Below are 24,017 nucleotides of genomic sequence, written 5' to 3' on the forward strand. Positions count from 1 at the left end.
TGTATGCAAGTAGTTCGGCCATGAACTATGAACCATCAACTATGAACTACTCAGATACCCTCAACTACCTCTACACACAACTACCGCTTTTTACCCGGGTGGGCGCTTCGGCTTATAAAGAGGACCTTACCAATACCATCGCTCTATTAAAGATCCTGGATAATCCGGAGCGTAAGTTTAAGAGCGTGCATGTGGGCGGCACAAACGGCAAAGGGTCAACATCGCACATGCTGGCAGCTATATTACAGGTTGCGGGGTACAAAACAGGGCTTTACACATCACCGCATCTTAAAGACTTCAGGGAACGCATCCGCATAAACGGTGCGATGATAAGCGAGCAAACCGTAATAGATTTTGTAGCAAAACACCGCCCTGATTTTGAACAGATCCAACCCTCTTTTTTTGAAATGACCGTTGCCCTGGCTTTTGATGTTTTCGCAAACGAACAGGTAGATATCGCCATTGTGGAAGTAGGCCTGGGAGGGCGGTTAGATTCGACAAACGTCATCACCCCGCTCCTGTCTATCATCACCAACATAGGCTGGGACCATATGAATCTACTGGGCGATACCCTGCAAAAGATAGCCGCCGAAAAAGCCGGCATTATTAAGCCGCAAACCCCGGCGATTATAGGCGAGTATCAGCCCGAAGTTGCCCCGGTATTTATCAATAAAGCAAAAGAAGTAAACGCCGGACTGGTGTTTGCGTCTGATGTAAATGCGGGAGTCCGAAATCGTGAGTCCGAAGTAAGTAGTTTAGAGTATTTGGAAATAACCGCTCCCCGCTCCCCGCTCCCCGCTCTTCATATCCAACTCGACTTACCCGGAAGTTATCAGGTAAAAAATGTGCGCACGGTTTTAACCGCCGTAGATGAACTGAGCAGGCAGGGTTTTAATATCACAGATGAACACATTGCAACCGCCCTTAAACAGGTAAAAACGCTGACAGGTTTGCATGGCCGCTGGGAGGTTTTAAGCCGCAGCCCGCTAACTATTTGCGATACCGGCCATAACCCCGAAGGTATTACCGAAGTACTAAAAAATATTGCTTTATTAAAATATCAGCATCTTCATTTTGTTATAGGCATGGTTAATGATAAAGACATAAGCAAAGTACTTTCAATGTTGCCAACCAATGCCACCTACTATTATTGCCGTCCGGATATTCCCCGCGGTTTAGAGGTTGAAAGCTTAAAGCAGAAAGCAGAGAGTTTTGGCTTGCATGGCAATGCCTATCCGTCTGTAAAGGCTGCCCTGCAGGCCGCGCAAGCCAAGGCTGCTAACAAAGACCTGATTTTTGTCGGGGGTAGTACTTTTGTGGTAGCGGAAGTGGTTTGAGCCTGTCTGAACCGGAATAATAAGAATTTGTGAAATAACAGAATTGAAATGTATAAATTCGACAAATTCTTTTAATTCTATAAATTCGAGTTCAGATAACCAACAACATGACCTACCTACCCGCTAAAGAACGATACAACAAAATGCAATACCGCCGCTGCGGCAAAAGCGGTATAAAACTGCCGGCCATTTCATTGGGCCTGTGGCATAATTTCGGCCATGTAGATGTGATGGAAAACTTCCGCAGCATCCTGCACCTGGCATTTGACAGCGGCGTAACCCATTTTGACCTGGCCAATAATTACGGCCCGCCCCCGGGCAGCGCCGAAACCAATTTTGGTAAGATCTTAAAAGAAGACTTCGGCGGTTACCGCGACGAAATGATCATTAGCAGCAAGGCCGGCTACACCATGTGGGATGGCCCTTACGGCGACTGGGGTTCAAAAAAATACCTGGTATCCAGTCTTGATCAAAGCCTTAAACGGATGGGGTTGGACTACGTAGATATATTTTATCACCACCGCCCGGATCCCGAAACACCGCTTGAAGAAACCATGGCCGCGCTGGATTTAATCGTACGCCAGGGTAAGGCGTTATACGTAGGTATCTCTAATTATAATGCACAGGAAGCCGAGAAGGCCATTGCCATATTAAAACAATTGGGTACGCCTTGTTTAATTCATCAGCCAAAGTATTCCATGTTCGTTCGCGATGCGGAAGCCGGGTTGCTGGACGTGCTGGAACAAGATGGTGTAGGCTGTATCCCCTTCTCGCCATTGGCACAGGGCTTACTCACCAATAAATACCTGCATGGCATCCCCGAAGATTCGCGCGCGGCAAAATCGACCGGTTTTTTACAGGAAAGCCAGGTTACCGACGAAGTAATAGCCAAAATAAAAAAACTGAACACCATGGCCGAAAAACGAGGCCAAACGCTTGCCCAAATGGCGCTGGCCTGGCTACTTAAGGACGACAGGGTAACATCGGTATTGATAGGCGCCAGCAAACCTGCGCAGTTAGCAGACTCGCTAAAAGCTTTAGATAACATTAATTTTTCGGTAGACGAACTGGAAAAGATAGAACAGATCCTGAAATAGTTTTTTATGCTGATGTGCCGTTAGGTACATTTGGTCGCTAAGGCGTATTTATTTCTAAATACGCCTTTTTGTTTAACAAAATTTAACACGGCGCATCTAAAATGTTTATTCATCTTAGCGTTAGCTTTATCCATCCGTATGAGATCACCCCTTCTGATAGCCTTATTCTTACTATTCACCTCCGCCCTGTTCGCGCAGGAGGCTACCATCAGCGGTAAAATAACCGACGAGGCCGGGAGTGCGATACCATTTGCAACCGTGTATGTTCGCAACACAACCAAGGGCACATCAGCTAACAGTGATGGCGGCTACACCCTAAATTTAAAGCCCGGCCAGTACGATGTGCAATACAGGGCCTTAGGTTACCGGCAGGAAAGCCGCCGGGTGGACCTGAAGATTAACCAAACTATTAACATTACCCTAAAGACCGAAGAATACCAATTAAAAGAGGTTTCTATCCGCGCCGGTGCCGAAGATCCTGCCTATGCCATCATCCGCAAGGCGATAAAAAAACGCAAAACCTATTTACACGAGGTAAACGCCTACACCTGCGAGGTGTACATTAAGGGTTTGCAAAAATTGCTGGCAGCGCCAAAAAAGTTCTTAGGGTTTGATGTGCAGAAAATGGCCCGCGAAAACGGACTCGACTCCAACCGCAGGGGTATTGTTTACCTGTCGGAGTCGCAATCGAAATACAGTTTTATGCAGCCTGATAAGGTGCACGAAGAGATCATCTCGTCAAAATTTTCAGGCAGTAACCGGGCGTTTACCTTTAACCGCGCATCAGACCTGCAGGTGAATTTTTACGACAACCTGCAAAACTGGGAAGGGCTAAGTAACCGCCCGCTTATATCTCCCATCGCGGATAACGCGCTGTCGTATTACCGCTACAAATATGCGGGCACTACAGTAGAGAACGGCGAAACCATCAACAAGATCCGGGTGATGCCACGTAACGATTATGCGCCCTGCTTTAGCGGGTACATCTATATTTTAGAAGATAGCTGGCGCATCCAGGGCCTCGATCTGTTTATCACCAAAAAGGCCAACATCAATTTTGTAGATACGCTTAAAGTAAGCGAGCAGTTTTTCCCGGTGAGCGGCAACGCGTGGATGCCGGCCTCGCTCAAATTTGAGTTTACCGGCGGCTTGTTCGGCTTTAAGCTTGGCGGCTACTTTATCGCCTTGTATAAAGATTACGATATCGACCCTAAGCTTGATGAAAAACAATTTACCGAGGTGCTGCGCATCACCAGAGGGGTAAATAAAAAAGACTCAACTTACTGGGAGCAGCAAAGGCCTATCCCCCTAACTGCTGAAGAGAAAACCGATTACCAAAAGAAAGCCGTGCTTGCCGCCAAACGCGAATCGAAACCTTACCTGGATTCGCTGGATAAGGTGAACAACAAGGTTAGTATTGGCAAACTGCTTTTGGGCGGGTACCGCCACCGTAACCGGTACGATCACGAATACTATAATTTAAATTCCGTACTAAGCTCGGTAACTTACAACACGGTTGAGGGGCTGGCGCTGGGTTATGGTGGCTCGTTCACCAAACAGATCGATAGCGTTAATAACCGCTACCTTAACATTTATGGCAAGGTGCGTTATGGTTTCTCCAATAAACTGTTCAATGCCAGCGGTGGTATCACTATGCCTGTTGGCTCGGCAACGCTAAATTTGGCAGGCGGAAGCGATGTGATAGACATGAACAACCGCGAGCCCATCAGTTCGTTCATGAATACGGCTTATACCCTGTTGAACAGGCAGAACTTTGAAAAGCTTTACCAAAAACAATATGCCGCGGCCACCCTATCTAAACGGATTTATGGCGGATGGCAGGCCAGCGTGGGCGCCGAATGGGCAAACCGCAGGTACCTGTCAAACACTACAGATTACAGCTTCTTCCACCCAAAGGGACACGTGTTTACTTCAAATAACCCATTTAGTCCCGGTGCAGATGTGCCTTTGTTTGCGGATAACCAGTCGTTTAAAATTAACGTGCGCACCACTTATGATTTTAGCAACCGTTACGAAACCTATCCTAACGGCAAAAGGTATATCCCGTCGAAGTATCCAATTATTGGCGTCAGCTTCACTAAAGCGGTAAAAAATGTGTTTGGGTCTGATGCAGATTACAACCTGTTATCGGCAGATATCTCCAAAACGGATATCCCTATGGGCTTTTACGGTAAAACATCGTTCTACGTGGGTGCGGGTAAATTCTTTAACACCAAAAACATCTACTATACCGACTACAGGCATTTCAGCGGTAACCAGATCTTGTTTTACGAGGGCGGCATCAGCAAATTCCTACTGCTTGATTACTACCGGTTCAGCACCGGCGACAAATATTTAGAGGGACATTTAGAGCATAACTTTAGCGGGTTGGTCACCAACATGATCCCGCTTATCCGCAAGTTAAAGCTACAGGAGATCATCAATGTGAATTACCTGGCCACCCCTATGTTAAAAAACTACACCGAGGTGGGTATGGGTTTCCAAACCAATATTGGTTTAAGAGTAATGTACGGCACATCGTTTAATAACAGCCCCGGCGGGGTGAACCATGCGATAAGGATCGGGGCGAGTTTTTAGGGTTAATTAAACACTATTCGTATATTTATTATCATTAAGTAAATAGCATGAAAGCCTTAAGCTCAACCGTTGTTATCCATGTATCCGATCTGAACCGCGCAGGTAAATATTATATTGACGTTTTAGGCTTTAAGCCTGATTTTGAGTTTGGCAATTATTGGGGATTAAGCTACGATGTCGTTTGCATTCACTTAAGCGGCCCAAAAAATCAGGGAATGCACAAAGCACCCGGTAGTGCCCATGTTTGTATCGATTGCGATGAGATTGACACCTATTATGACAGTATCGTAAAAAAAGGCGCAATTATAAATATCCCGATAGATGACCGCGTTTATGGCATGCGCGATTTTGCTGTGAATGATGAAGATGGCAATACGATAGTTTTTGGGATGGCGATTGTTTAGCGTTCACCTACTCCTTCCCCATCTTTACAATCCCAAGCAACGCACCATCAGGCATAACAGTATCAACCCTTTCTACTGCCTTGTATCCCATTGCTTCGTACAGCGGCACACCCGGCAATGTTGCGCCAAGTTTAAAGCTGGTAAACCCCTGTGCTTTTGCAGCATTCTCGCAAACCTTTATTATCTGGCGGCTTATGCCCTGCCGGGCATAACCGGGATGCACAAAAAAGGCCCTCATTCTTGCAGCATCTTTTAAGGGGTCGAGTAGCGGATCTTCTACATCTTTGTGCTGGTCGCCACCAAACAGGGTATTTCGTTTACTCCAGCCACCGCAGCCTACTTTTATTCCCTCCTTTTCGGCAACATAATAAGTACCATCACTTATCAGTTGGCTGTCGACACCAAAAATATATTTTATGGCGCTTTCTATCTGGTTTGGGCTGTAATAATCTGTACTTAAACCCCGTACCGACAGGCCTATTAAACGTTGTAATTCCTCCACGTCATTAAAGGTCGCCAGGCGTATCGTTATCATAGCGCAGATGTTTAAGGGCTAATATAGATTTTTATACTAATTCTTACTCCCAAATCTAAATTTCCTGCGTCATTTTTCCGCTCAAAATCCTATCTTTGCCCATGCAAGAAAAAATCCTCATTCTTGACTTCGGTTCGCAATTCACCCAGCTTATCGCGCGCCGTGTCAGGGAGCTCAATATTTACTGTGAGATCCATCCCTTTAACAAAGTTCCTGAAGTTGACCAAAGCGTAAAAGGTATCATCCTTTCCGGCAGTCCGTATTCTGTACGCCAGGACGATGCACCTCATTTCGAGTTCATCAAACACCATAAAACACTGCCTATTTTGGGCGTTTGTTATGGCGCGCAATACATAGCGCATTTCCATGGTGGCGAGGTTTTGGCATCAAGCACCCGCGAATATGGCCGTGCCAACCTTGATTTTGTAAAGCAGGATAACCCCTTGTTTAAGGATGTGCCTACAGGGTCGCAGGTTTGGATGTCGCATGCCGATACCATTGCCCGCATTGCCGGCGATTTTGAGATCATTGCAAGCACCGATAGCGTAAAAGTTGCCGCTTACCAGATAACCGGCACCCAAACCTACGGCATCCAGTTCCATCCCGAGGTTACGCACAGTACCGACGGTAAACAATTACTGCAAAACTTTTTGGTTGACATTTGCCATTGCACACAGGACTGGACACCTGATTCGTTCATCGAAACCACTATTGCCGAACTGAAGGCGAAATTGGGTGATGACAAGGTAGTTTTAGGCTTATCAGGCGGCGTGGATTCATCGGTTGCGGCGGTATTGCTGCACCAGGCCATCGGCAAAAACCTGCATTGTATATTTGTTGATAACGGCTTGTTGCGTAAAGATGAGTACCAATCGGTATTGGATTCGTACCAGCACATGGGCCTTAATATAAAGGGGATCGACGCCAAGCAACGTTTCTATGATGCGCTGGCAGGCGTTAGCGACCCTGAGAAAAAACGTAAAGCCATTGGTCGCGTATTTATCGAGGTGTTTGACGATGCCGCGCATGAGGTACAAGGTGTAAGCTGGCTTGGCCAGGGTACTATTTACCCGGACGTTATCGAATCTGTTTCGGTAAAAGGCCCGTCGGCAACTATCAAATCGCACCATAACGTTGGCGGTTTGCCCGATTTTATGAAACTAAAAGTTGTAGAGCCTCTAAACACGCTGTTTAAAGATGAAGTACGCCGTGTCGGTAAGGCTTTGGGTATCGATCCGAATATATTAGGCCGCCACCCTTTTCCGGGTCCGGGACTGGCTATCAGGATCTTAGGCGATGTTACACCCGAAAAAGTAGAAATTCTGCAACAGGCCGATGCGATTTATATCAACAATTTACGCAGTGGCGGTGTTTATGATAAAGTTTGGCAAGCAGGCGCCATTTATTTACCGGTACAATCGGTAGGTGTTATGGGCGATGAGCGCACTTACGAAAATGTAATTTGCCTGCGGGCGGTAGAATCATTAGACGGGATGACGGCAGATTGGTGCCACTTACCTTATGACCTGCTTGCAAAAATATCAAACGAGATAATCAACAACGTAAAAGGAATTAACCGGGTAGTATATGACATCAGTTCGAAACCACCGGCCACAATTGAGTGGGAATAAGTGGTTTATATTTGTTTCAGCGGCGCTGATAATAGGTGCATGTTCGCCTAAGGTACGAACTGTACCTGCACCCGTTGTAAAAACAAAAACTGAAAAAATCCCGGATAAAACTGAAAAAATTCCGGAAAAACCGGTCAGGAGATCCGAAGCTAAAGCGTCTGTCGTGTCACTGATACTTCCATTAGGGCTTGACCATGCCGCTGCCGGCCAAAAATATACAGCTTCAGGGCTAAGAATGGCCAATATGTCTGTAGAGTATTACCAGGGTTTTAAGCTCGCGCTCGATTCGATAACCGCTACAGGCGCCAATTACAAACTGCAGTTGTTTGATAGTAAGGGCGATGCCGCGCAGGCGCATAGCCTTGCCTTAAACCCAAAGGTAAAAAGCAGCGAACTCATCATCGGCCCTATCTTCCCGGATGATATTAAAAGTTTTACCCCGGTATTAAACGCCGCCCGCAAGCCCATTGTATCGCCATTGTCGCCCGCATCGCCGGCTACATATAAAAATCAGAATTTAATTACCATGACCCCGCCGCTGGAGTATCACGCTATGGGTGCGGCAACCTATATTGTAAAAAACATCAAGCCAAAAAAGGTGTTCATCCTTACCTCGGGCTTTAGCGAGGAAAAGTTATATACCTCGCCGTTTAAACGCACTATCGACAGCCTTAGCAAACGGAAGATCCAGGTAGTAACCATAACCGTGGCGCGAGGTAATTTAACAGCGCTAATAGCACAGCTATCGGCAAACAACCAAAACGTTTTTGTGATACCGTCTACCAAACAGGCCTTCCTGATGGTAACGCTAAGGTCGCTTGCTGAGCTTTCAAAAAATTATCCTGTAACATTATTTGGCCACCCAAACTGGGAGCGGTTTGTTTTTTTAAAAGCAGCCCTGTTACAACAGTTAAATACACACATCACTTCTACCGATAAAATAGATTACAAAAGCGCCGAAACAAATACCTTTTTACGCAGCTACCGTAGCGCATACCGCGCCGAGCCTACCGATTTTGCCATAAAAGGCTTTGACCAGGGTATGTATTTTGGCAACCTGTTAGCCGATGGCGAAGACATGGACAAACCCGACCTGGCGGATTTTACCGGCATACACAATAGCTTTCATTTTATAAAGAAACCGGGGCAAGGCTGGATAAACACCCATGTAGATATCCTTAAATACGAAGATTTTGAGTTAAAAAGGGTAAAATGAAAGCGATAAACCAGTTAAAGACCTTTCAGCGGATATTGGGCGAATACCCTGCCGATACACCTTTAGGCAAGTTTTTACCCGGCTTTTACCGGCAAAACAAACAAATGGGATCAACCGACAGGCGTGTTGCCGGCAGGCTCATTTACAACTACTTCCGTTTGGGCCGTGCCCTGCCTGATATACCGCCGGAAGACCGCCTAATGGTGGCCGAGTTTCTTTGCAATACGCAATCCAATTCCTTTTTGCAGCACTTTAAACCCGATTGGGCTGCCTGTGTGGGTTTTAGTATCGATGAAAAAATAGCACTGGTAAAAGCTACCTATCCCGATTTTAAGCTGGAGGATGTTTTCCCCTGGACGCAGCACCTTTCGGCGGGGATAGATAAGGATGCCTTTTTAAAGTCGTTCTTCGTTCAGCCGGACCTGTTCATCCGCGTAAATAAAGGTTTTGAAGCACAGATAAAAGCCGAGCTGACAAAAGCAGGTGTAACTTTTAAGGACGAAGGCAATAATTGCCTGGCCTTACCAAACGGCACGCGACTGGAAACCATTTTCCCAAAACAGCATTGGTTCGAGGTGCAGGACCTTTCATCGCAGCAAACGGCCAACTACCTTAAGCCCCAGAAATGGGATAGCTGGTGGGACGCCTGCGCGGCATCGGGCGGTAAATCATTACTGCTGCACAGCCTTCAACCGGATATTAAACTGGTAGTATCTGATATCCGCGAATCTATCCTGGCCAACCTGGACGAGCGTTTCCAAAACGCAGGATTGCGTAAGTACCAAAAAAAGGTAATGAACCTGACCGAGAACAACGAGCAGCTTTTATACAACTACGAATTTGACGGTATCATACTCGATGCCCCCTGCAGCGGCTCGGGCACCTGGGGCCGCACGCCTGAAATGATCAGCCAGTTCGACCTGCATAAAACCGACTTTTTTAAACGCCTGCAACAAGCTATTGTTACCAACGTAGCCAAACACCTTAAACCCGGCAAGCCACTTATATACATCACCTGCTCAGCCTTCAAAGCCGAAAACGAGGATGCGGTAACCTACATCACCAAGCAACTGGGCTTGCAGCTGGAAGAAATGAAAGTGTTAACGGGTTATGAGAACAAGGCTGATACGATGTTTGTGGCGAGACTAACAGCTAAAGCCCCCCAGCCCCCGTTAGCGAACGGGGGAGTTTTGGAATAGTAAGATGGCGTAATTGCGAATTAAAACCATGTCATTGCGAGGAGCGTAGCGACGCGGCAACCTCGTAGCCATGCATAAACGCCCTGCTTATGACGAGTTTGCCGCGGCCCTTCCCATCACCACCCAACCCTTAGGCCTCGCAATGACATAGTTATGTAGTGCATTAGTTAAAAAATGTTAATCTTTTCAGTTCTTGATTGTTAGCAGGTAATTTAGTTTCAACAAAACCGGTTACCTATGCTACACAATTACTTTACCATCGCCTGGAGAAATATCTGGAAACACAAGCTTTTTTCGCTTATCAATATCTTTGGCCTGTCTGTAGGTATAGCCTTTACCTTGTTGATAGCCGCCTATGTATGGCACGAGCTTAGCATCAACCACGATCTTAAAAACGCTGATAACCAGTACATCATTCAAAGCAAATGGAAAGACCCCAACCAGGGTTATCCCTTAACCGCGCTGGCCCCTATGCCAAAAGCGCTTAAGGACGAATACCCAAACCTGGTTGCCAATTATTACCATTGGGATGGCGTAAGCTCCAATGTTTCGAAAGGCAGCAAGCACTTTCGCGAAAGCCTGCAGGTGGGCGATAGTACCTTTATTACCACCTACGGATTTAAGCTGTTACATGGCGACCCAAAAACGGCCTTAAACGACCCTTTTTCGGCCGTAATAACGCGGGACATGGCCATAAAATACTTCGGCAAGACCGACGTTGTGGGCGAGTGGGTAACCATCGAAAGTTTCACCGGCACCAAACACGATTTTGTGATAACCGGTGTGCTTGATAAACTAAAAAAGAATTCGGTTACCAACGTTATTGATGGCAGCAACAGCACCTTCTTTTTACCCGGCGCGGCGGCTAAATTTTTAGGGCGAAGCTTAGACGGCTGGAACAACATTGCGATAGTTGGCCTGATCGAATTAAAAAAAGGTGTTAAGCCCGAGGATCTTACGGGGCCGATGAAAAGCCTGATCAAGAGGAACGCGCCGCCGCAAATTACGGCCAACCTTACCCCCTACCTGGTTCCACTAAAATCGTTTTACATTAATAATGGTAATGGCACCGTTAAAAAGATGCTGTACACGTTATCGTCCATAGCGCTCTTTATATTGCTGATGGCGGTTATCAACTTTGTAAATATCTGCATCAGCCGCTCATCGCAGCGCATGAAGGAAATGGGGATCCGCAAGGTGTTGGGCGGGCTGCGCAAGCAGCTCATCTGGCAGTTCCTTACCGAATCTGTTTTGATGGTGTTGATAGCCACATTATTTGCTTTGGGTATATACGCCCTTGCAAGGCCGTACTTCACCGACCTGCTGGCTGCTGATATCACCGGGCTGTTCTCGTTCCCGCTTTATTTTTATGCTTTGCCGGTACTGCTGGCACTAATAATTGGTTTGCTGGCGGGCCTTTATCCTGCGCTTGTCCTGTCATCGCTTAAATCTATCGACTCGCTGAAAGGTAAGCTGGACCGGGTGAAGGATAACGTTGTGTTCCGCAAATCGCTTATCGCGTTCCAGTTTGGTACGGCGGCGGTTGTGCTCATTTGCGCCATCGTTATCTCCAAACAGATCAATCTTTTCTTCGGTAAAAGCCTGGGGTATGATAAGGACTACGTGGTGTACGCCCAACTGCCGCGCGACTGGAGCAAAGCAGGCGTACAAAAAATGGAAGACAAGCGGTACCGCTTGTCGCAGTTGCCGCAGGTAAGCTCGGTAGCCTTATCCTGGGAAATAATGGACGGTGCCAACAGTGGCAACCTGCAGGCTTACAAACAAACGGATAACCCTACACAGGCATTTACATCGCAACTATTATTAACTGATAACCAGTTCGCGGCTGCGTATGGCATTCCCCTAAAAGCCGGTGAGTTTTTTAAGCCCCAATACATGCAGGCCGATTCGGGCAAGGTGGTAATCAACGAAACGCAATCAAAAGCTTTAGGGTTCGCGCAGCCAAAGGACGCTATTGGGCAACAGTTTAACGCGGTAGGCATAGCGCCGTTAACCATTTGCGGTGTGGTGGCCGATTTCCAGTTTGGTGCCATGAGCGGGCGTATTTTGCCTATCACATTTATCAACGTAAACCAAACACCTTTTTACCGCTATTTCTCCATCCGGCTAAAACCGGGCAACATAGAAAGCAGCCTGGCCGCCCTGCAAAAGAAATGGGCCGAGGTGATGGCTGATGCACCGTTCGAATATGCCTTTATGGACGAGGCCCTCGCTAAAATGTACAAGACCGAACTCCAGCTTAAAAAAGCATCATTTGTGGCCACAGGCCTGGCTATTGTTATTGTGCTGTTAGGCGTGCTCGGGTTAATATCGTTAAGCATCCAAAAACGCACCAAAGAAATAGGCATCCGCAAGGTGCTGGGCTCGTCGGTTAAGGATGTAATGGTATTGTTTCTGAAGGATTTCCTGGGCACGGTGGTCATCGCGGGCCTTATAGCCTGCCCGCTGGCTTACTGGATGATGTACAACTGGCTGGGCAACTACGCTTACAAAATAAGTTTAACGGCCGTACCATTCGCTATAGCCGTGGTGGCCTTGCTGATAGTAACGGCGATATTAATAAGCCTGCAAACCATAAAGGCGGCGCTGGCTAACCCGGTGAAGAGCTTGCGGGCGGAGTAGGAACCCCCGGCCCCCTGAAAGAGGGGGCTTTTGAACTGCTTAGGGCTAACCTATATTGCGGCCACGAATCTCGACGCTTCTTTACTTTAGCGGTGGGTTTTACACCCATCGCTAAAAACGCGTAAATGGAGCGTTATTTACCGGGTTTAACCAAATTATTATTTACTTTACCCTCGCATCAACCAATCTGTTATTTAGTGATCTTATTCAATATCTGCCTTTCTATAACTATAATAATCTTATCCTGGAATGTCGGGCTTATCGTAAATATAATATTGAAGAAAAGAGCCGTTTATTCCACACTAACTCGTTTCAATTTTATTAGCAGCGATAAAATAAACGCCGTTATTGGCGTTAAGCTTTTCAAACTATTCCTGGTAAAAAGTTTCTGGCGAAAACTGAACCCAACTTTAAATATTAAACAGGCTAATTTAGATGCCTTGGTGCGGTTAAGAAATGAAATAATAAGCTCGGAAATTATACATTTGGCTGCCTTTATAACTATTCTTTTGCTGCTGGGCGTTATTGAAATCGCAAATTTTCGTCCTCAGTTATTTTGGCCGCTTGCCGTTATAAATATCATTACAAATTTATACCCGGTGCTTGTTCAGCAGTATAACAAACGGAGGATCATAAAGATGATACGGGTCTTTTCTAATCAGAAGTATAACGGTTAACCCATTACCCTTTCATTTTATTTTTCGAGATTATCGCGAAAACAATACCGCCTAAAATTAATCCTGCAGGAATTATTATGTGTCCGGGGAAAATAATGGCCGACACAATTGCCAAGCCAATACCCAACCCTATTTTAATAAGCTCAGCGTTGTAAACAGGTGTTTCTTCCTTTACGATCTCAACATGCCGTTGGATGTTCAAATTTTTTACGACCTGTTTGGCCAGATGCTCCGGGATGCCCTGCTTATCTAAGCGGGCCAAAATAACTTCGTCGTCATATCCGGCCTTCTTAAGCTTTTGCCCCTCCAGGTATGCTTTATTTTTTAATCCTTCGTCCATACTTTACTATTAAACGCTAAAGTCCCCCTTCAGGGGGTTAGGGGGCTACGCCTACAACCCGCTATTACTCCTGAAAAGTTTTATCGCGATAGCCAATAGTATCACTCCAAAAGCTTTACGCAGGATGTGCAGTCCGGTTTTACCGAAAAGTTTTTCGAGCCATTGTACGTTCTTAAGCACCAGGTAAACAAACAGGGTGTTCACAATAATGCCTACTATAATGTTTTGTGTTTGATATTGAGATTTAAGGGACAACAGCGTGGTCATGGTGCCCGCGCCGGCTATCAGCGGGAAGGCCAAAGGGACAATAGATACCGACTCGGGCACCTCTTCTTTAAAAAAGTTTACACCCAATACCATCTCCAGCGCGATGATGAAGATCACGATAGAACCGGCTATCGCGAAGGACGAGATATCCAACCCAATTACCGCCAGCAGTTCATCGCCCACAAACAGGAACGCGATCATTAATATCAATACAGCAATGCTCGCCTTTTCTGACTGGATATGCCCTGCGCGCTGGCGCAACTGGATAATAACAGGGATTGCGCCAAGGATATCGATAATGGCGAAAAGGATCATCGTAACAGATAATACCTCTTTAAAGATAAGTGGATGCATAAGCTTAGGATTGTTTTTCTTTTGTGATCAAACGAATACTAAACAAAAGTGCAATTAAAATATATAAAGATGATAAAAAGAATATGCTATGTATAGATATAGCTGTTACAAGCCCCGCGGTTACAGGCCCTAAGGTTTGCCCTATAGAGGCGTACGACTGGTTGATGCCCATTACCTCGCCCCGCTCGTTTGGCTTGTTGTGGTCGGCTATAATGGCGTTTAACATGGGGTTACGCAGGCCGTTGAACAACCCATAAATACCAACCGATATCGCGAACAGCACTAAGCCTGTAGCAAAGCCGGCCAGGAGCATCATACCCAAACAAAACATAGTTGATATTAACAATATCACAGCCTGCGACGGGATCACTTTTTTTACAGCCGGCACCAGCATCTGCATCAGTATACCGCTTACGCCAAAGCCACCGTAAAACAATCCTATTTGCGTAGGTGTAAGTTTAAGGTTATCTACACTAAAGGTTTGGAAGCCTATCAGCATGGTAAACTGCGCCATGGTTAATAAAAACCCGGTAAATATGGCGGTGCCTATAACCGGCTTTTTTAGTACGGTATAAAGTGATACGAAATTAAAATGATGTTTATTTCCCTTGGATTTACCGCTTTTATCCTGGTTGGTTTCCTTCAGGAAAAACAACGTTAACAGCACGCCTAAAATAGAGATGCCGGCCGCGAAGAAAAAGGGGACTTTCATCCCGAAGGTGCTGAGCAGCCCGCCAATTGCCGGGCCTATCACAAAACCAAAACCAAACGCCGAGCCCAGGATGCCGAAATTCTTTGCCCGTTCTTTTGGTGATGAAATATCTGATACCATGGCCTGCGCTACCGATATGTTACCACCTGTAAGCCCGTCCAATATCCGCGCGGCAAAAAGTACAAAAATGCTGTTGGCCAGCCCAAATATTATGAACGAAGCGCATGTGCCTATCAGGCTGATAACCAGTATAGGCTTGCGCCCAAACTTATCTGATAACGAGCCCAGCACCGGCGTGGCAAAAAACTGTGCTATAGAATAAGCCGCGGTAAGCAGGCCGATGGTATGCTGGGTAACGCCAAACTTTTTACCATATGGGTACAGCAGGGGTATAATAATGCCAAACCCCATAGAGTTGATGATGGCAATAAATACAAGCACCCAAAGTATGCGGTTGGTTTTCATTCCTTACAAAAGGGTTTAAACCAAAAAAGGTTCTGTTTGCACAGAACCTTTTTAATATTGTAATGATTAAATTACTTTTTCTCGAAATCGGAAGCGGTAGGCAGCACATCTGCAAAGTTACCCAGCTTGCTGCGTTTGCGGCTGTAACCAAAGTAAATAAGTAAACCTGCTATCATCCAAACAAGGGCGCTCAGCTGTGTTTCGCCCGGTAAGCTAATAATCATAAGGGCACAAACAATAGCACCTAAAATAGGCACTAATGGCACCAATGGTGTTTTAAACGGCCTTACCAGGTCGGGGTTTGTTTTGCGCAATAACATTACGCCAACACATACCAATATAAAGGCAAACAGTGTACCAATAGAGGTTAGATCGCCGGCTACACTACCCGGTATAAATGCAGCGAACAAGCCCACAAAAATAAACAGGATGATGTTGCTCTTGTACGGGGTGCGGAATTTTGGGTGAAGATCTGAAAATATTTTTGGTAATAAACCATCCATCGACATGGTGTAAAACACCCTCGACTGGCCCATCAACATCACCAGGATAACTGATGAGAAACCGGCAAGGATAGCCACAGTAACCAAAGTTGATAACCATGCATAACCGTGCATGTAAGTGGTTATCGCGTAAGCTACCGAAGCCTCTTTACCCGATTTCATGAAATCCTGGTAAGGTGCAACACCTGTTAACACCCACGAGAATAAGATGTAAAGGATAGTACAAACTACTAACGAACCTAAGATCCCGATAGGCATGTCGCGTTTAGGGTTTTTAGCTTCTTGTGCTGCGGTAGATACGGCATCAAAACCAATAAAGGCAAAGAAAACCACGCCTGCACCACTAACAATACCACCCCAGCCGTGATTAAAGAACGGCGCATATGAGTATGTTTTACCACTGGCCAATACAACATCCGGCGCGTTAGCAGGGATCATGTATGGTGTGTGATTAGCAGGGTTAACATATTGCCATCCAATAGCTATAAATACCAATACTATAGCTACCTTAATGAAAACTATGATACCATTTACGGTAGCAGATTCCTGCGTGCCCTTTATCAATAATGCCGATAACACCGCCAGGATAAGCAATGCCGGAACGTTAGCTATACCATGCACAGATGTGCCGTTAACCATTATCGATTCTAACGGCGAGTGGCACCACTCGTATGGTATGGCCCCGTCAAAAAGCTTATTGATATATTCGCTCCAGCTAATGGATACCGTTGCTGCCCCAAGCGCATATTCTAATATTAAAGCCCAGCCAATAACCCAGGCAACAATTTCGCCCATGGTGGCGTAAGCGTAAGTGTAAGCGCTACCTGCAATAGGGATAATAGAAGCAAATTCGGCGTAGCAAAGGCCTGCAAAGGCGCAACCGATAGCTGCAACAATAAATGATAGTGTTACTGCCGGGCCTGCGTGCTCGCCGGCTGCGGCGGCTGTTCTTACAAACAAACCAGCGCCAATAATTGCACCAATACCCAACGCAATAAGGTTACCGGCGCCAAGCGTTCGCTTTAGGCTTCCTTCTGCATCTACAGAAGATGTTAGCTGTTCAATAGATTTTTTTACAAATACCTTCATGTTTTAATTTAATAAGATCAGTTATAATAGTCTTGAAATCAGTTTCCCCAAACGTACTTAAATTTATTGAAAAGTTAAAGAGCAGAATGTAACAACAGTATGCATGATTTTTACAGAATAAAAGTTATGAGAATGAGGAGATTACTAATGAGTTATGTTTCGAAAATTGTAGGGTTGAAAACACTAAGTGCAGTAGTAAGAGATAAAATCCTTCATATTTTAACTTTTAGTCTTTTGTATAAAGTATGGCGTTGCCTGCGGCCCGGGTTATTCGCTCATACGTGCACAGGCCTTAGGCTCGGGCCGGTATCCGCTACTACCCCTAACGCAGGGTTAGCATCTTAAAACACCTTCATCGGCCCCCTATTGTCGAGGTCAGGATCATTTGACGCGCCATCGTTACCATCACGCAAAATTATTGGCGGTGCTTGGTCATCCGGCGATTGTGTTACCTGATCATCAATTTGATAATCGTAGCCATTGGCGCTTAAAAAAGTAACCAGTGCCTGGTGGTCCTCTTCGTTTTGGGTATTTATTGTTATCGTCATATATCAAATCTACAATTCAGGATGGGGATTAGCAACAGCGTTATTGATTAGGCCGTAATGCTTAATCCGATTCATCTTTAATAAAAACCAACTGCCACTGCCCTTTACTCCGGTCAAAATTATAATTTACACTAATGCCTGTATCCTCAATCATGTATTGAACGATCACCTGATTTTGATTTACCTGATGCTTTTTATAAATAGTTTCTTTGGTATTCGGGAATTTTAAATATTTCAAATCCTTTTTGTTAATCATTTTAGTTATAGTGCCCTCTTCCTCTACTATCAACAAAGCCAGTGGTAACTTAACATGCGTTAACTGATATAACGAGTCAGTTTTAAACTCTTTAAAAAAGGTGTCAAAATCAACCGATTTTATAACACCAGATTTTCCTGTTCTGGTAACGTTAGTTTTTGAGGAAGGATCGGAACATCCTAAAAATATTCCGATAAGCAGGGCAATTAATAATATTGATCTTTTCATGTCAGGGTATTGCTTTAAATATAAACCAGGGCGTTAATATCACATTCATCATTATCATCACCACACCTAAAATTTTATTGAACTTACCACCCGTCCGCGTCAATATAATTCCAGTTACAACCCCTCCTATCAGCAACATCGCGGCATCAAAGTAAAGCAAGTAATCTGAAGTAGGAGGTTCGAGGTTTATTTTGAGCACGTCGAACAGATCCGGCAAGTACAAATACAGGTCGTACAGGCACAGGGTGTAGAGGATATAGCGGATAATCGGTTTCTTCATCACTCCTAATATAAACCTTTCCCGATTAAACGGATATTTTTTGTGATATTGCATTTCAATTAAAACCACAAATTATGGCTACCAATAATGATACGATGATGCAGGTTTATGCCGGGAGTTTTAACGATGCATCCGAAGTTCAATTCCTGCTCGAAAACGAGGGCATCGAGTCTTTCATCGAAAATGGATTGATGGGAACAATTGCACCCTGGCAGGTATCTGCAGGCGGTGTTGCGCCCGTAAAGGTGATGATATCTGATAAAGACATGGAAAGGGCTATTGAACTTTTAAAAGATTTTCAGGAATAATAAAACGAAAAAAATCACAAAAAAGCCCTCCGATAAACTCGAAGGGCTTTTCCATTCTATTCAAATCCTTAGATCTTTTTATCAGCACGGATAGTATGTACATTCATTGATTGTACTTTTTCCTGTTTCTGCATCATTTTGTTGGTGTTATCGGCAGTATTTAAGTGCGGCGCGATAACCAATGATACGATAGACATCAGTTTGATCAGGATGTTCATCGACGGGCCTGAAGTATCCTTGAACGGATCACCAACAGTATCACCTGTTACTGATGCTTTATGCGGTTCAGATTTTTTGTAATAGATCTCGCCGTTTATTTCAACACCTTTCTCAAATGATTTTTTGGCGTTGTCCCATGCGCCACCCGCGTTGCTTTGGAAGATCCCCATCAATACACCAGATACGGTAACACCTGCCAGCAAACCACCCAACACTTCGGGGCCGAATACAAAACCGATAACGATTGGCGTAATTAAAGCGATAAGGCCCGGTGCAACCATCTCGCGGATAGAAGCTTTGGTTGAGATCTCTACGCATTTTTCATACTCAGGGCGTGCCTTGTACTCCATAATACCCGGGATCTCGCGGAACTGGCGGCGAACTTCCTCTACCATCGCCATTGCCGCGCGGCCTACTGCCGAAATACACAATGCCGAGAAGATGAAAGGGATCATCCCACCCACAAATAAACCTGCCAGTACGTTGGCTTTGTAAATATCGATATGCTCGATACCTGCTACACCCACAAAAGCCGCGAATAAGGCCAGTGAGGTTAATGCTGCAGATGCAATAGCAAAACCCTTACCTGTTGCAGCGGTAGTGTTACCTACGGCATCTAAATTATCTGTACGCTCACGCACCTCAGGCGGCAACTGGCTCATTTCGGCAATACCACCGGCGTTATCGGCAATAGGGCCAAACGCGTCGATAGCTAATTGCATAGCTGTTGTAGCCATCATACCCGCTGCGGCGATAGCCACACCGTATAAACCCGCGAAGAAGTAAGAACCGTAGATACCGGCTGCCAATACCAGGATAGGCAATACGGTTGATTCCATACCGATAGCCAAACCGCCAATAATATTGGTAGCGTGGCCGGTTGATGATTGCCTGATGATGCTCATCACCGGGCGTTTACCCATAGCGGTATAATACTCGGTGATGATAGACATTAAGGTACCTACCACTAAACCTACCAAAATAGATCCAAAAACACCATTCTTGGTAAACACTAACGAACCTGCTTTTAAAACGCCATTAGCGTCAAGGTCGCGGGTTAGGTGCATTTCGGTGGTTGGCAGCATCCATTGTACTACAAAATAAGTAGCAACGGCTGTTAAAACGATTGATGTCCAGTTACCTACGTTCAAGGCATTCTGTACGCTGTCGGTCTCTTTTTTGATCCGTACCATGGCAGCACCAACGATAGAGAATATCAAACCTAAACCTGCGATAACCATCGGCAATAAAACCGGGGCAATACCGCCAAAGTTATCGGCAGATACTATCTCGCGGCCCAGTACCATGGTAGCAAGCATAGTAGCCACGTACGAACCGAAAAGATCGGCGCCCATACCGGCTACGTCACCTACGTTATCGCCTACGTTATCGGCAATGGTTGCAGGGTTACGCACATCATCCTCGGGGATACCTGCTTCAACCTTACCAACAAGGTCGGCGCCTACGTCGGCAGCTTTGGTATAGATACCACCACCCACACGCGCGAAAAGCGCGATAGACTCGGCACCTAACGAGAAGCCTGCTAATACGTCAAGCGCTTTGGCCATAGCCTCGCCGTTTACACTGCTGCCTGTAACGTTTACCACATACATCTGGTAAAAAACAATAAATAACGAACCTAAACCAATAATTGCCAAACCGGCAACGCCAAGGCCCATAACCGTACCGCCTGTAAACGATACTTTTAAAGCCTGTGCCAGGCTGGTTTTAGCTGCCTGTGTAGTACGCACGTTTGATTTTGTAGCGATACGCATCCCCAGGTAACCGGCAAAGGCCGATAGGAATGCGCCGATAACAAATGATATGGCGATTACCGGGCTTGATGTAGCCACTGTGGTACCACTCCATGCCAGCAGTATACCTGCAACAACAACAAAGTAGCTTAGTATTTTCCACTCTGCGCGTAAAAAGGCCATTGCCCCATCAGCTATGTAGCCTGCCAGCTGGTTCATCGAGGCATCGCCCGTTTCCTGTTTGGTTACCCAGGCCGACTTTATCGCCATCACGATTATGCCCACCAGTCCGAAAACAGGTATTAAATAAATTAAGTAAGTGTTCAAAAGATCCATGTTCTATATTTAGTGTTTTAAGTGTGCTATTTATTTTTGCGCAAAGCGTGCAAATATAATTGGTTGCCGCAAAATAGTAAATTAATTTCTTTACAATAGCCTGTCAATTTAAAGTTTTTGAATAGTTTAGTAGTTTAAACTAAACCCTAATGACAAAAGACACTGATCAACCCAAATTAAAGCACGAACTAAGCCTGCTGGACGGCACCATGCTGGTGGCCGGCTCTATGATAGGCTCAGGTATTTTCATTGTAAGCGCCGATATCACGCGCAACGTAGGCTCGGCCGGCTGGCTGATAGCCGTTTGGCTTATCACCGGTTTTATGACGCTTACCGCGGCCCTAAGCTACGGCGAGTTAAGCGCTATGTTCCCAAAAGCCGGTGGGCAGTATATTTACCTGAAGGAATCGTACAACAAACTGATAGCTTTTTTATACGGCTGGAGCTTTTTTGCGGTGATACAAACCGGTACGATAGCTGCCGTGGGGGTGGCTTTCTCTAAGTTCGCGGCATATTTAATCCCTCAGCTTAGCGAGGACCATATTTTATTACCATACAACCACTATTTGCAGGCAGGCGAAGTACGCCCAACGCTTAGTATAAGTGTTGCACAACTGGTATCCATTGTGCTTATCTTCCTGCTCACCTTTATCAATACAAAAGGTGTTAAGGGCGGTAAGTGGATCCAGACCACTTTTACATTAACCAAACTTTTAAGCTTATTCGGACTGATCATTTTCGGTTTCCTGGCATTTAAAAGTGAGATCTGGACTGCCAACTGGACAAACGCCTGGGACATGCACAGCCTGGCTAAAGACGGTACAACAACAAACTACACGATAAGCGCCGCTTTAGGTGCTGTCGCGATAGCTATGGTAGGCTCAATTTTCAGCAGTGATGCCTGGAACAACGTAACGTTTATTGCCGGCGAGATGAAGAACCCCAAGCGCGATGTAGCGCTTAGCCTTTTCTTCGGCACCATGATCGTAACCCTTATTTATGTATCGGCCAACATTGTTTATACCGGCGTGCTTTCCTTGCACGATATTGTTAATGCCGATAAAGACCGAGTAGCGGTTGCCGCATCTTACGTAATATTCGGCAGTAAAGGCGCTATCGTAATCGCGGTGATGATCATGATCTCGACCTTTGGTTGTAACAACGGTTTGATATTGGCCGGTTCAAGGGTTTATTACTCTATGGCTAAGGATGGCTTGTTCTTTAAAAAGACAGGCACGTTAAATAAACATGATGTACCCGAGTTTGGTTTATGGATCCAGGCGGTAGTAGCTTCCATACTTTGCTTAAGCGGCAAGTACGGCGACCTGCTGGATATGATATCCTTCGTGGTGGTGCTTTTTTATGTGCTTACCATATTCGGCATATTTATTTTACGCAAAAAAATGCCGAATGCTGAAAGGCCCTACAAAGCATTTGGCTACCCGGTACTGCCTGCTATTTACATTATAATGGGACTGGCGTTTTGTACGTTATTAATTATTTACAAGCCAGACTTTACCTGGCCGGGATTAATTATCGTATTAATAGGCATTCCAATTTATTATATATCACAACGAAACGTAACTAATGAGGATAAAGCGGACGTGGTTAGTTAATATTTTATTTATTGCTAATGCTGCAGGGGCACAAACCCTGCAGCAAAATTTACAAAAGGCATTTACCCGTTTTCAGCAGGACGAGCAGTGCCGTTATGCTTCGGTATCGTTAACCGTGCTGGATGCCAAAACCGGCGAAACCGTATTTGCTGCCAACCCGGATATGGGCCTGGCACCCGGTTCTACCCTAAAAACGGTTACCAGCATAACCGCTTTTAACGTTTTAGGGAAAGATTACCGGTACCAAACCCAGTTGGGCTATACAGGCACTATCAGCGCCGATGGCACACTTACCGGCGATATCATCATTAAAGGCGGCGGCGACCCTACTTTGGGCAGCTGGCGCTGGGCTGCCACCAAAGAAGGCGTTGTTTTAAATACCATGGTTACCGCCCTTAAAAAAGCCGGTATCAAAAAAATAAAAGGCTGTATTATTGGGGATAACGGCGTTTTTAAAAACCAGTCGATCCCCGATGCCTGGATCTGGCAGGACCTGGGCACTTATTATGGCGCGGGTATAGCAGGCCTTTGCTGGCGCGAAAACCAGTTTACCATAACCCTTAATACAGGTAGTGTTGGCAGCCCGGTCAGCGTATCGGGTACTATACCGCCAACCAGTTACCTGGAATATAAAAGCGAACTAACCAACGGCGAGGCAAAAACCGGCGACCTGGCATACTCTTACCTGCCGGCTTTTGGCAGCAAGGTAATGTATCTGCGCGGCACTTACGCTATCGACCAAACCAAGAAACGCATTGCCGCCGCCATCCCCGATCCGGCATACGATGCCGCCCTGCGCCTTACCGATACGCTTAAACGCATTGGCATCAGCGTAAGCAGCAATCCAACATCATCGGTTATATTGGGTGATAAGGGTAAAATCGCACCCGCGGCAACCAAAAGCATTACCACCATTCTATCGCCCGAGCTAAGCAAAATTGTTTACTGGCTCAATCAAAAAAGCGTGAACCTGTATGCCGAGCAATTGCTGGCTACTATTGCCCTTAAAGCAGGCAAACCGGCCTCAACTACTGATGGTGTGGACGTAATGAAGGATTTTTGGGAACTAAAAGGCATTGATAAACGATCGATGAATATTTTTGATGGCAGCGGTTTATCCCCGCAGGACAGGATCACCACCTCTACCATGGCGCGTATCCTGCAATCGGCCAAAAAAGAAGCCTGGTTCAATGATTTTTACGAAAGCCTGCCCGTTTACAACGATATGAAGATGAAAAGCGGCAGCATCAACAGCGTGCAGGCCTACGCCGGTTTCCAAACACACGATGGCCGCCAGCTTTGTTTTTCCATTATGGTAAACAACTATTACGGCCCCGGCAGTGGGATAAGGGAGAAAATGTTTAGGGTATTGAATGAGTTGAAATAAGAGGAGCCCCCTAACCCC

Annotated in this window: 21 protein-coding genes; 12 read left to right on the forward strand and 9 right to left on the reverse strand. The window is 45.7% G+C overall.

All coding sequences use genetic code 11. From position 1 onward, the window contains the following. Positions 1 to 41 precede the first annotated feature (41 nt). The 4 genes from EWM62_RS11090 (at position 42) to EWM62_RS11105 (ending at position 5,436) form a co-directional block, all read left to right on the forward strand. Positions 42 to 1,337 (forward strand): bifunctional folylpolyglutamate synthase/dihydrofolate synthase, encoded by a 1,296-nt coding sequence (locus EWM62_RS11090; protein WP_129876735.1) that lies wholly within the window; start codon positions 42 to 44, stop codon positions 1,335 to 1,337. Positions 1,338 to 1,444: 107 nt separating this feature from the next. Further along, positions 1,445 to 2,434, forward strand: coding sequence for an L-glyceraldehyde 3-phosphate reductase (gene mgrA / locus EWM62_RS11095; RefSeq protein WP_129876736.1), 990 nt, complete (start codon positions 1,445 to 1,447; stop codon positions 2,432 to 2,434). A gap of 138 nt (positions 2,435 to 2,572) precedes the next feature. Beyond that, positions 2,573 to 5,032: a DUF5686 and carboxypeptidase regulatory-like domain-containing protein gene (locus EWM62_RS11100; protein ID WP_129876737.1), complete on the forward strand. Its 2,460-nt coding sequence runs from the start codon at positions 2,573 to 2,575 to the stop codon at positions 5,030 to 5,032. 47 nt (positions 5,033 to 5,079) lie between these two features. Next, positions 5,080 to 5,436 carry a VOC family protein gene (locus EWM62_RS11105; protein WP_129876738.1) on the forward strand — a complete coding sequence of 119 codons (357 nt, stop codon included), beginning with the start codon at positions 5,080 to 5,082 and terminating at the stop codon, positions 5,434 to 5,436. A 7-nt stretch (positions 5,437 to 5,443) separates the two neighbouring features. On the opposite strand, the gene EWM62_RS11110 is transcribed toward EWM62_RS11105, so the two are convergent. Further along, on the reverse strand, positions 5,444 to 5,971 hold the full coding sequence (locus tag EWM62_RS11110; RefSeq protein WP_129876739.1) for a GNAT family N-acetyltransferase: 528 nt from the start codon (positions 5,969 to 5,971) through the stop codon (positions 5,444 to 5,446). A gap of 101 nt (positions 5,972 to 6,072) precedes the next feature. Here EWM62_RS11110 and guaA point away from each other — a divergent pair, with 101 nt between their 5' ends. The 5 genes from guaA to EWM62_RS11135 all read left to right on the forward strand — a co-directional run bounded on the left by guaA (position 6,073) and on the right by EWM62_RS11135 (position 13,337). Then, a complete protein-coding gene (gene guaA, locus EWM62_RS11115; RefSeq protein WP_129876740.1) occupies positions 6,073 to 7,602 on the forward strand; it encodes a glutamine-hydrolyzing GMP synthase in 1,530 nt (509 codons plus the stop codon). A gap of 163 nt (positions 7,603 to 7,765) precedes the next feature. Continuing rightward, a complete protein-coding gene (locus EWM62_RS11120; protein ID WP_162499829.1) occupies positions 7,766 to 8,818 on the forward strand; it encodes an ABC transporter substrate-binding protein in 1,053 nt (350 codons plus the stop codon). Further along, positions 8,815 to 10,017, forward strand: a complete 1,203-nt coding sequence (locus EWM62_RS11125) for an RsmB/NOP family class I SAM-dependent RNA methyltransferase (protein WP_129876742.1) — start codon at positions 8,815 to 8,817, stop codon at positions 10,015 to 10,017. The genes EWM62_RS11120 and EWM62_RS11125 overlap by 4 nt, the downstream gene beginning before the upstream one ends. Before the next feature lie 237 nt (positions 10,018 to 10,254). Then, on the forward strand, positions 10,255 to 12,660 hold the full coding sequence (locus EWM62_RS11130; protein ID WP_129876743.1) for an ABC transporter permease: 2,406 nt from the start codon (positions 10,255 to 10,257) through the stop codon (positions 12,658 to 12,660). A gap of 275 nt (positions 12,661 to 12,935) precedes the next feature. Further along, the gene (locus EWM62_RS11135; RefSeq protein ID WP_129876744.1) at positions 12,936 to 13,337 is read left to right on the forward strand and encodes a glycosyl-4,4'-diaponeurosporenoate acyltransferase CrtO family protein; all 402 of its coding nucleotides are present in this window, start codon (positions 12,936 to 12,938) and stop codon (positions 13,335 to 13,337) included. 4 nt (positions 13,338 to 13,341) lie between these two features. Here the strand turns inward: EWM62_RS11135 and EWM62_RS11140 are convergent, their stop codons facing one another. From EWM62_RS11140 to EWM62_RS11170, 7 genes are all read right to left on the reverse strand, one after another. Beyond that, positions 13,342 to 13,677 (reverse strand): hypothetical protein, encoded by a 336-nt coding sequence (locus EWM62_RS11140; protein ID WP_129876745.1) that lies wholly within the window; start codon positions 13,675 to 13,677, stop codon positions 13,342 to 13,344. Positions 13,678 to 13,728: 51 nt separating this feature from the next. Then, positions 13,729 to 14,298: a MarC family protein gene (locus tag EWM62_RS11145; RefSeq protein ID WP_129876746.1), complete on the reverse strand. Its 570-nt coding sequence runs from the start codon at positions 14,296 to 14,298 to the stop codon at positions 13,729 to 13,731. A 4-nt stretch (positions 14,299 to 14,302) separates the two neighbouring features. Beyond that, positions 14,303 to 15,475 (reverse strand): MFS transporter, encoded by a 1,173-nt coding sequence (locus EWM62_RS11150; RefSeq protein ID WP_129876747.1) that lies wholly within the window; start codon positions 15,473 to 15,475, stop codon positions 14,303 to 14,305. Positions 15,476 to 15,546: 71 nt separating this feature from the next. Further along, a complete protein-coding gene (locus EWM62_RS11155; protein ID WP_129876748.1) occupies positions 15,547 to 17,067 on the reverse strand; it encodes an amino acid permease in 1,521 nt (506 codons plus the stop codon). A 341-nt stretch (positions 17,068 to 17,408) separates the two neighbouring features. After that, positions 17,409 to 17,615: a hypothetical protein gene (locus EWM62_RS11160; RefSeq protein ID WP_129876749.1), complete on the reverse strand. Its 207-nt coding sequence runs from the start codon at positions 17,613 to 17,615 to the stop codon at positions 17,409 to 17,411. A 61-nt stretch (positions 17,616 to 17,676) separates the two neighbouring features. Beyond that, complete coding sequence (locus EWM62_RS11165) at positions 17,677 to 18,099, reverse strand: DUF4348 domain-containing protein (RefSeq protein WP_129876750.1); 423 nt, start codon at positions 18,097 to 18,099, stop codon at positions 17,677 to 17,679. Between the two features lies 1 nt (position 18,100). Further along, complete coding sequence (locus tag EWM62_RS11170) at positions 18,101 to 18,379, reverse strand: hypothetical protein (protein WP_129876751.1); 279 nt, start codon at positions 18,377 to 18,379, stop codon at positions 18,101 to 18,103. 74 nt (positions 18,380 to 18,453) lie between these two features. Between EWM62_RS11170 and EWM62_RS11175 the strand changes: the two genes are divergently transcribed. Continuing rightward, entirely contained in the window at positions 18,454 to 18,687 is a 234-nt protein-coding gene (locus EWM62_RS11175; protein WP_129876752.1) for a putative signal transducing protein, read from the forward strand. Between the two features lie 68 nt (positions 18,688 to 18,755). On the opposite strand, the gene EWM62_RS11180 is transcribed toward EWM62_RS11175, so the two are convergent. Continuing rightward, positions 18,756 to 20,996 carry a sodium-translocating pyrophosphatase gene (locus EWM62_RS11180; protein ID WP_129876753.1) on the reverse strand — a complete coding sequence of 747 codons (2,241 nt, stop codon included), beginning with the start codon at positions 20,994 to 20,996 and terminating at the stop codon, positions 18,756 to 18,758. Positions 20,997 to 21,145: 149 nt separating this feature from the next. On the opposite strand from EWM62_RS11180, the gene EWM62_RS11185 reads away from it, so the two are divergent. Together EWM62_RS11185 and dacB are read left to right on the forward strand one after the other, a co-directional pair. Further along, on the forward strand, positions 21,146 to 22,612 hold the full coding sequence (locus EWM62_RS11185; RefSeq protein WP_129876754.1) for an APC family permease: 1,467 nt from the start codon (positions 21,146 to 21,148) through the stop codon (positions 22,610 to 22,612). Next, a complete protein-coding gene (dacB, locus tag EWM62_RS11190) occupies positions 22,584 to 23,999 on the forward strand; it encodes a D-alanyl-D-alanine carboxypeptidase/D-alanyl-D-alanine endopeptidase (protein WP_129876755.1) in 1,416 nt (471 codons plus the stop codon). Before EWM62_RS11185 ends, dacB begins: the two co-directional genes overlap by 29 nt. Positions 24,000 to 24,017: the final 18 nt, after the last annotated feature.

The organism is Mucilaginibacter terrigena, from assembly GCF_004168255.1.
GTDB lineage: Bacteria > Bacteroidota > Bacteroidia > Sphingobacteriales > Sphingobacteriaceae > Mucilaginibacter > Mucilaginibacter terrigena.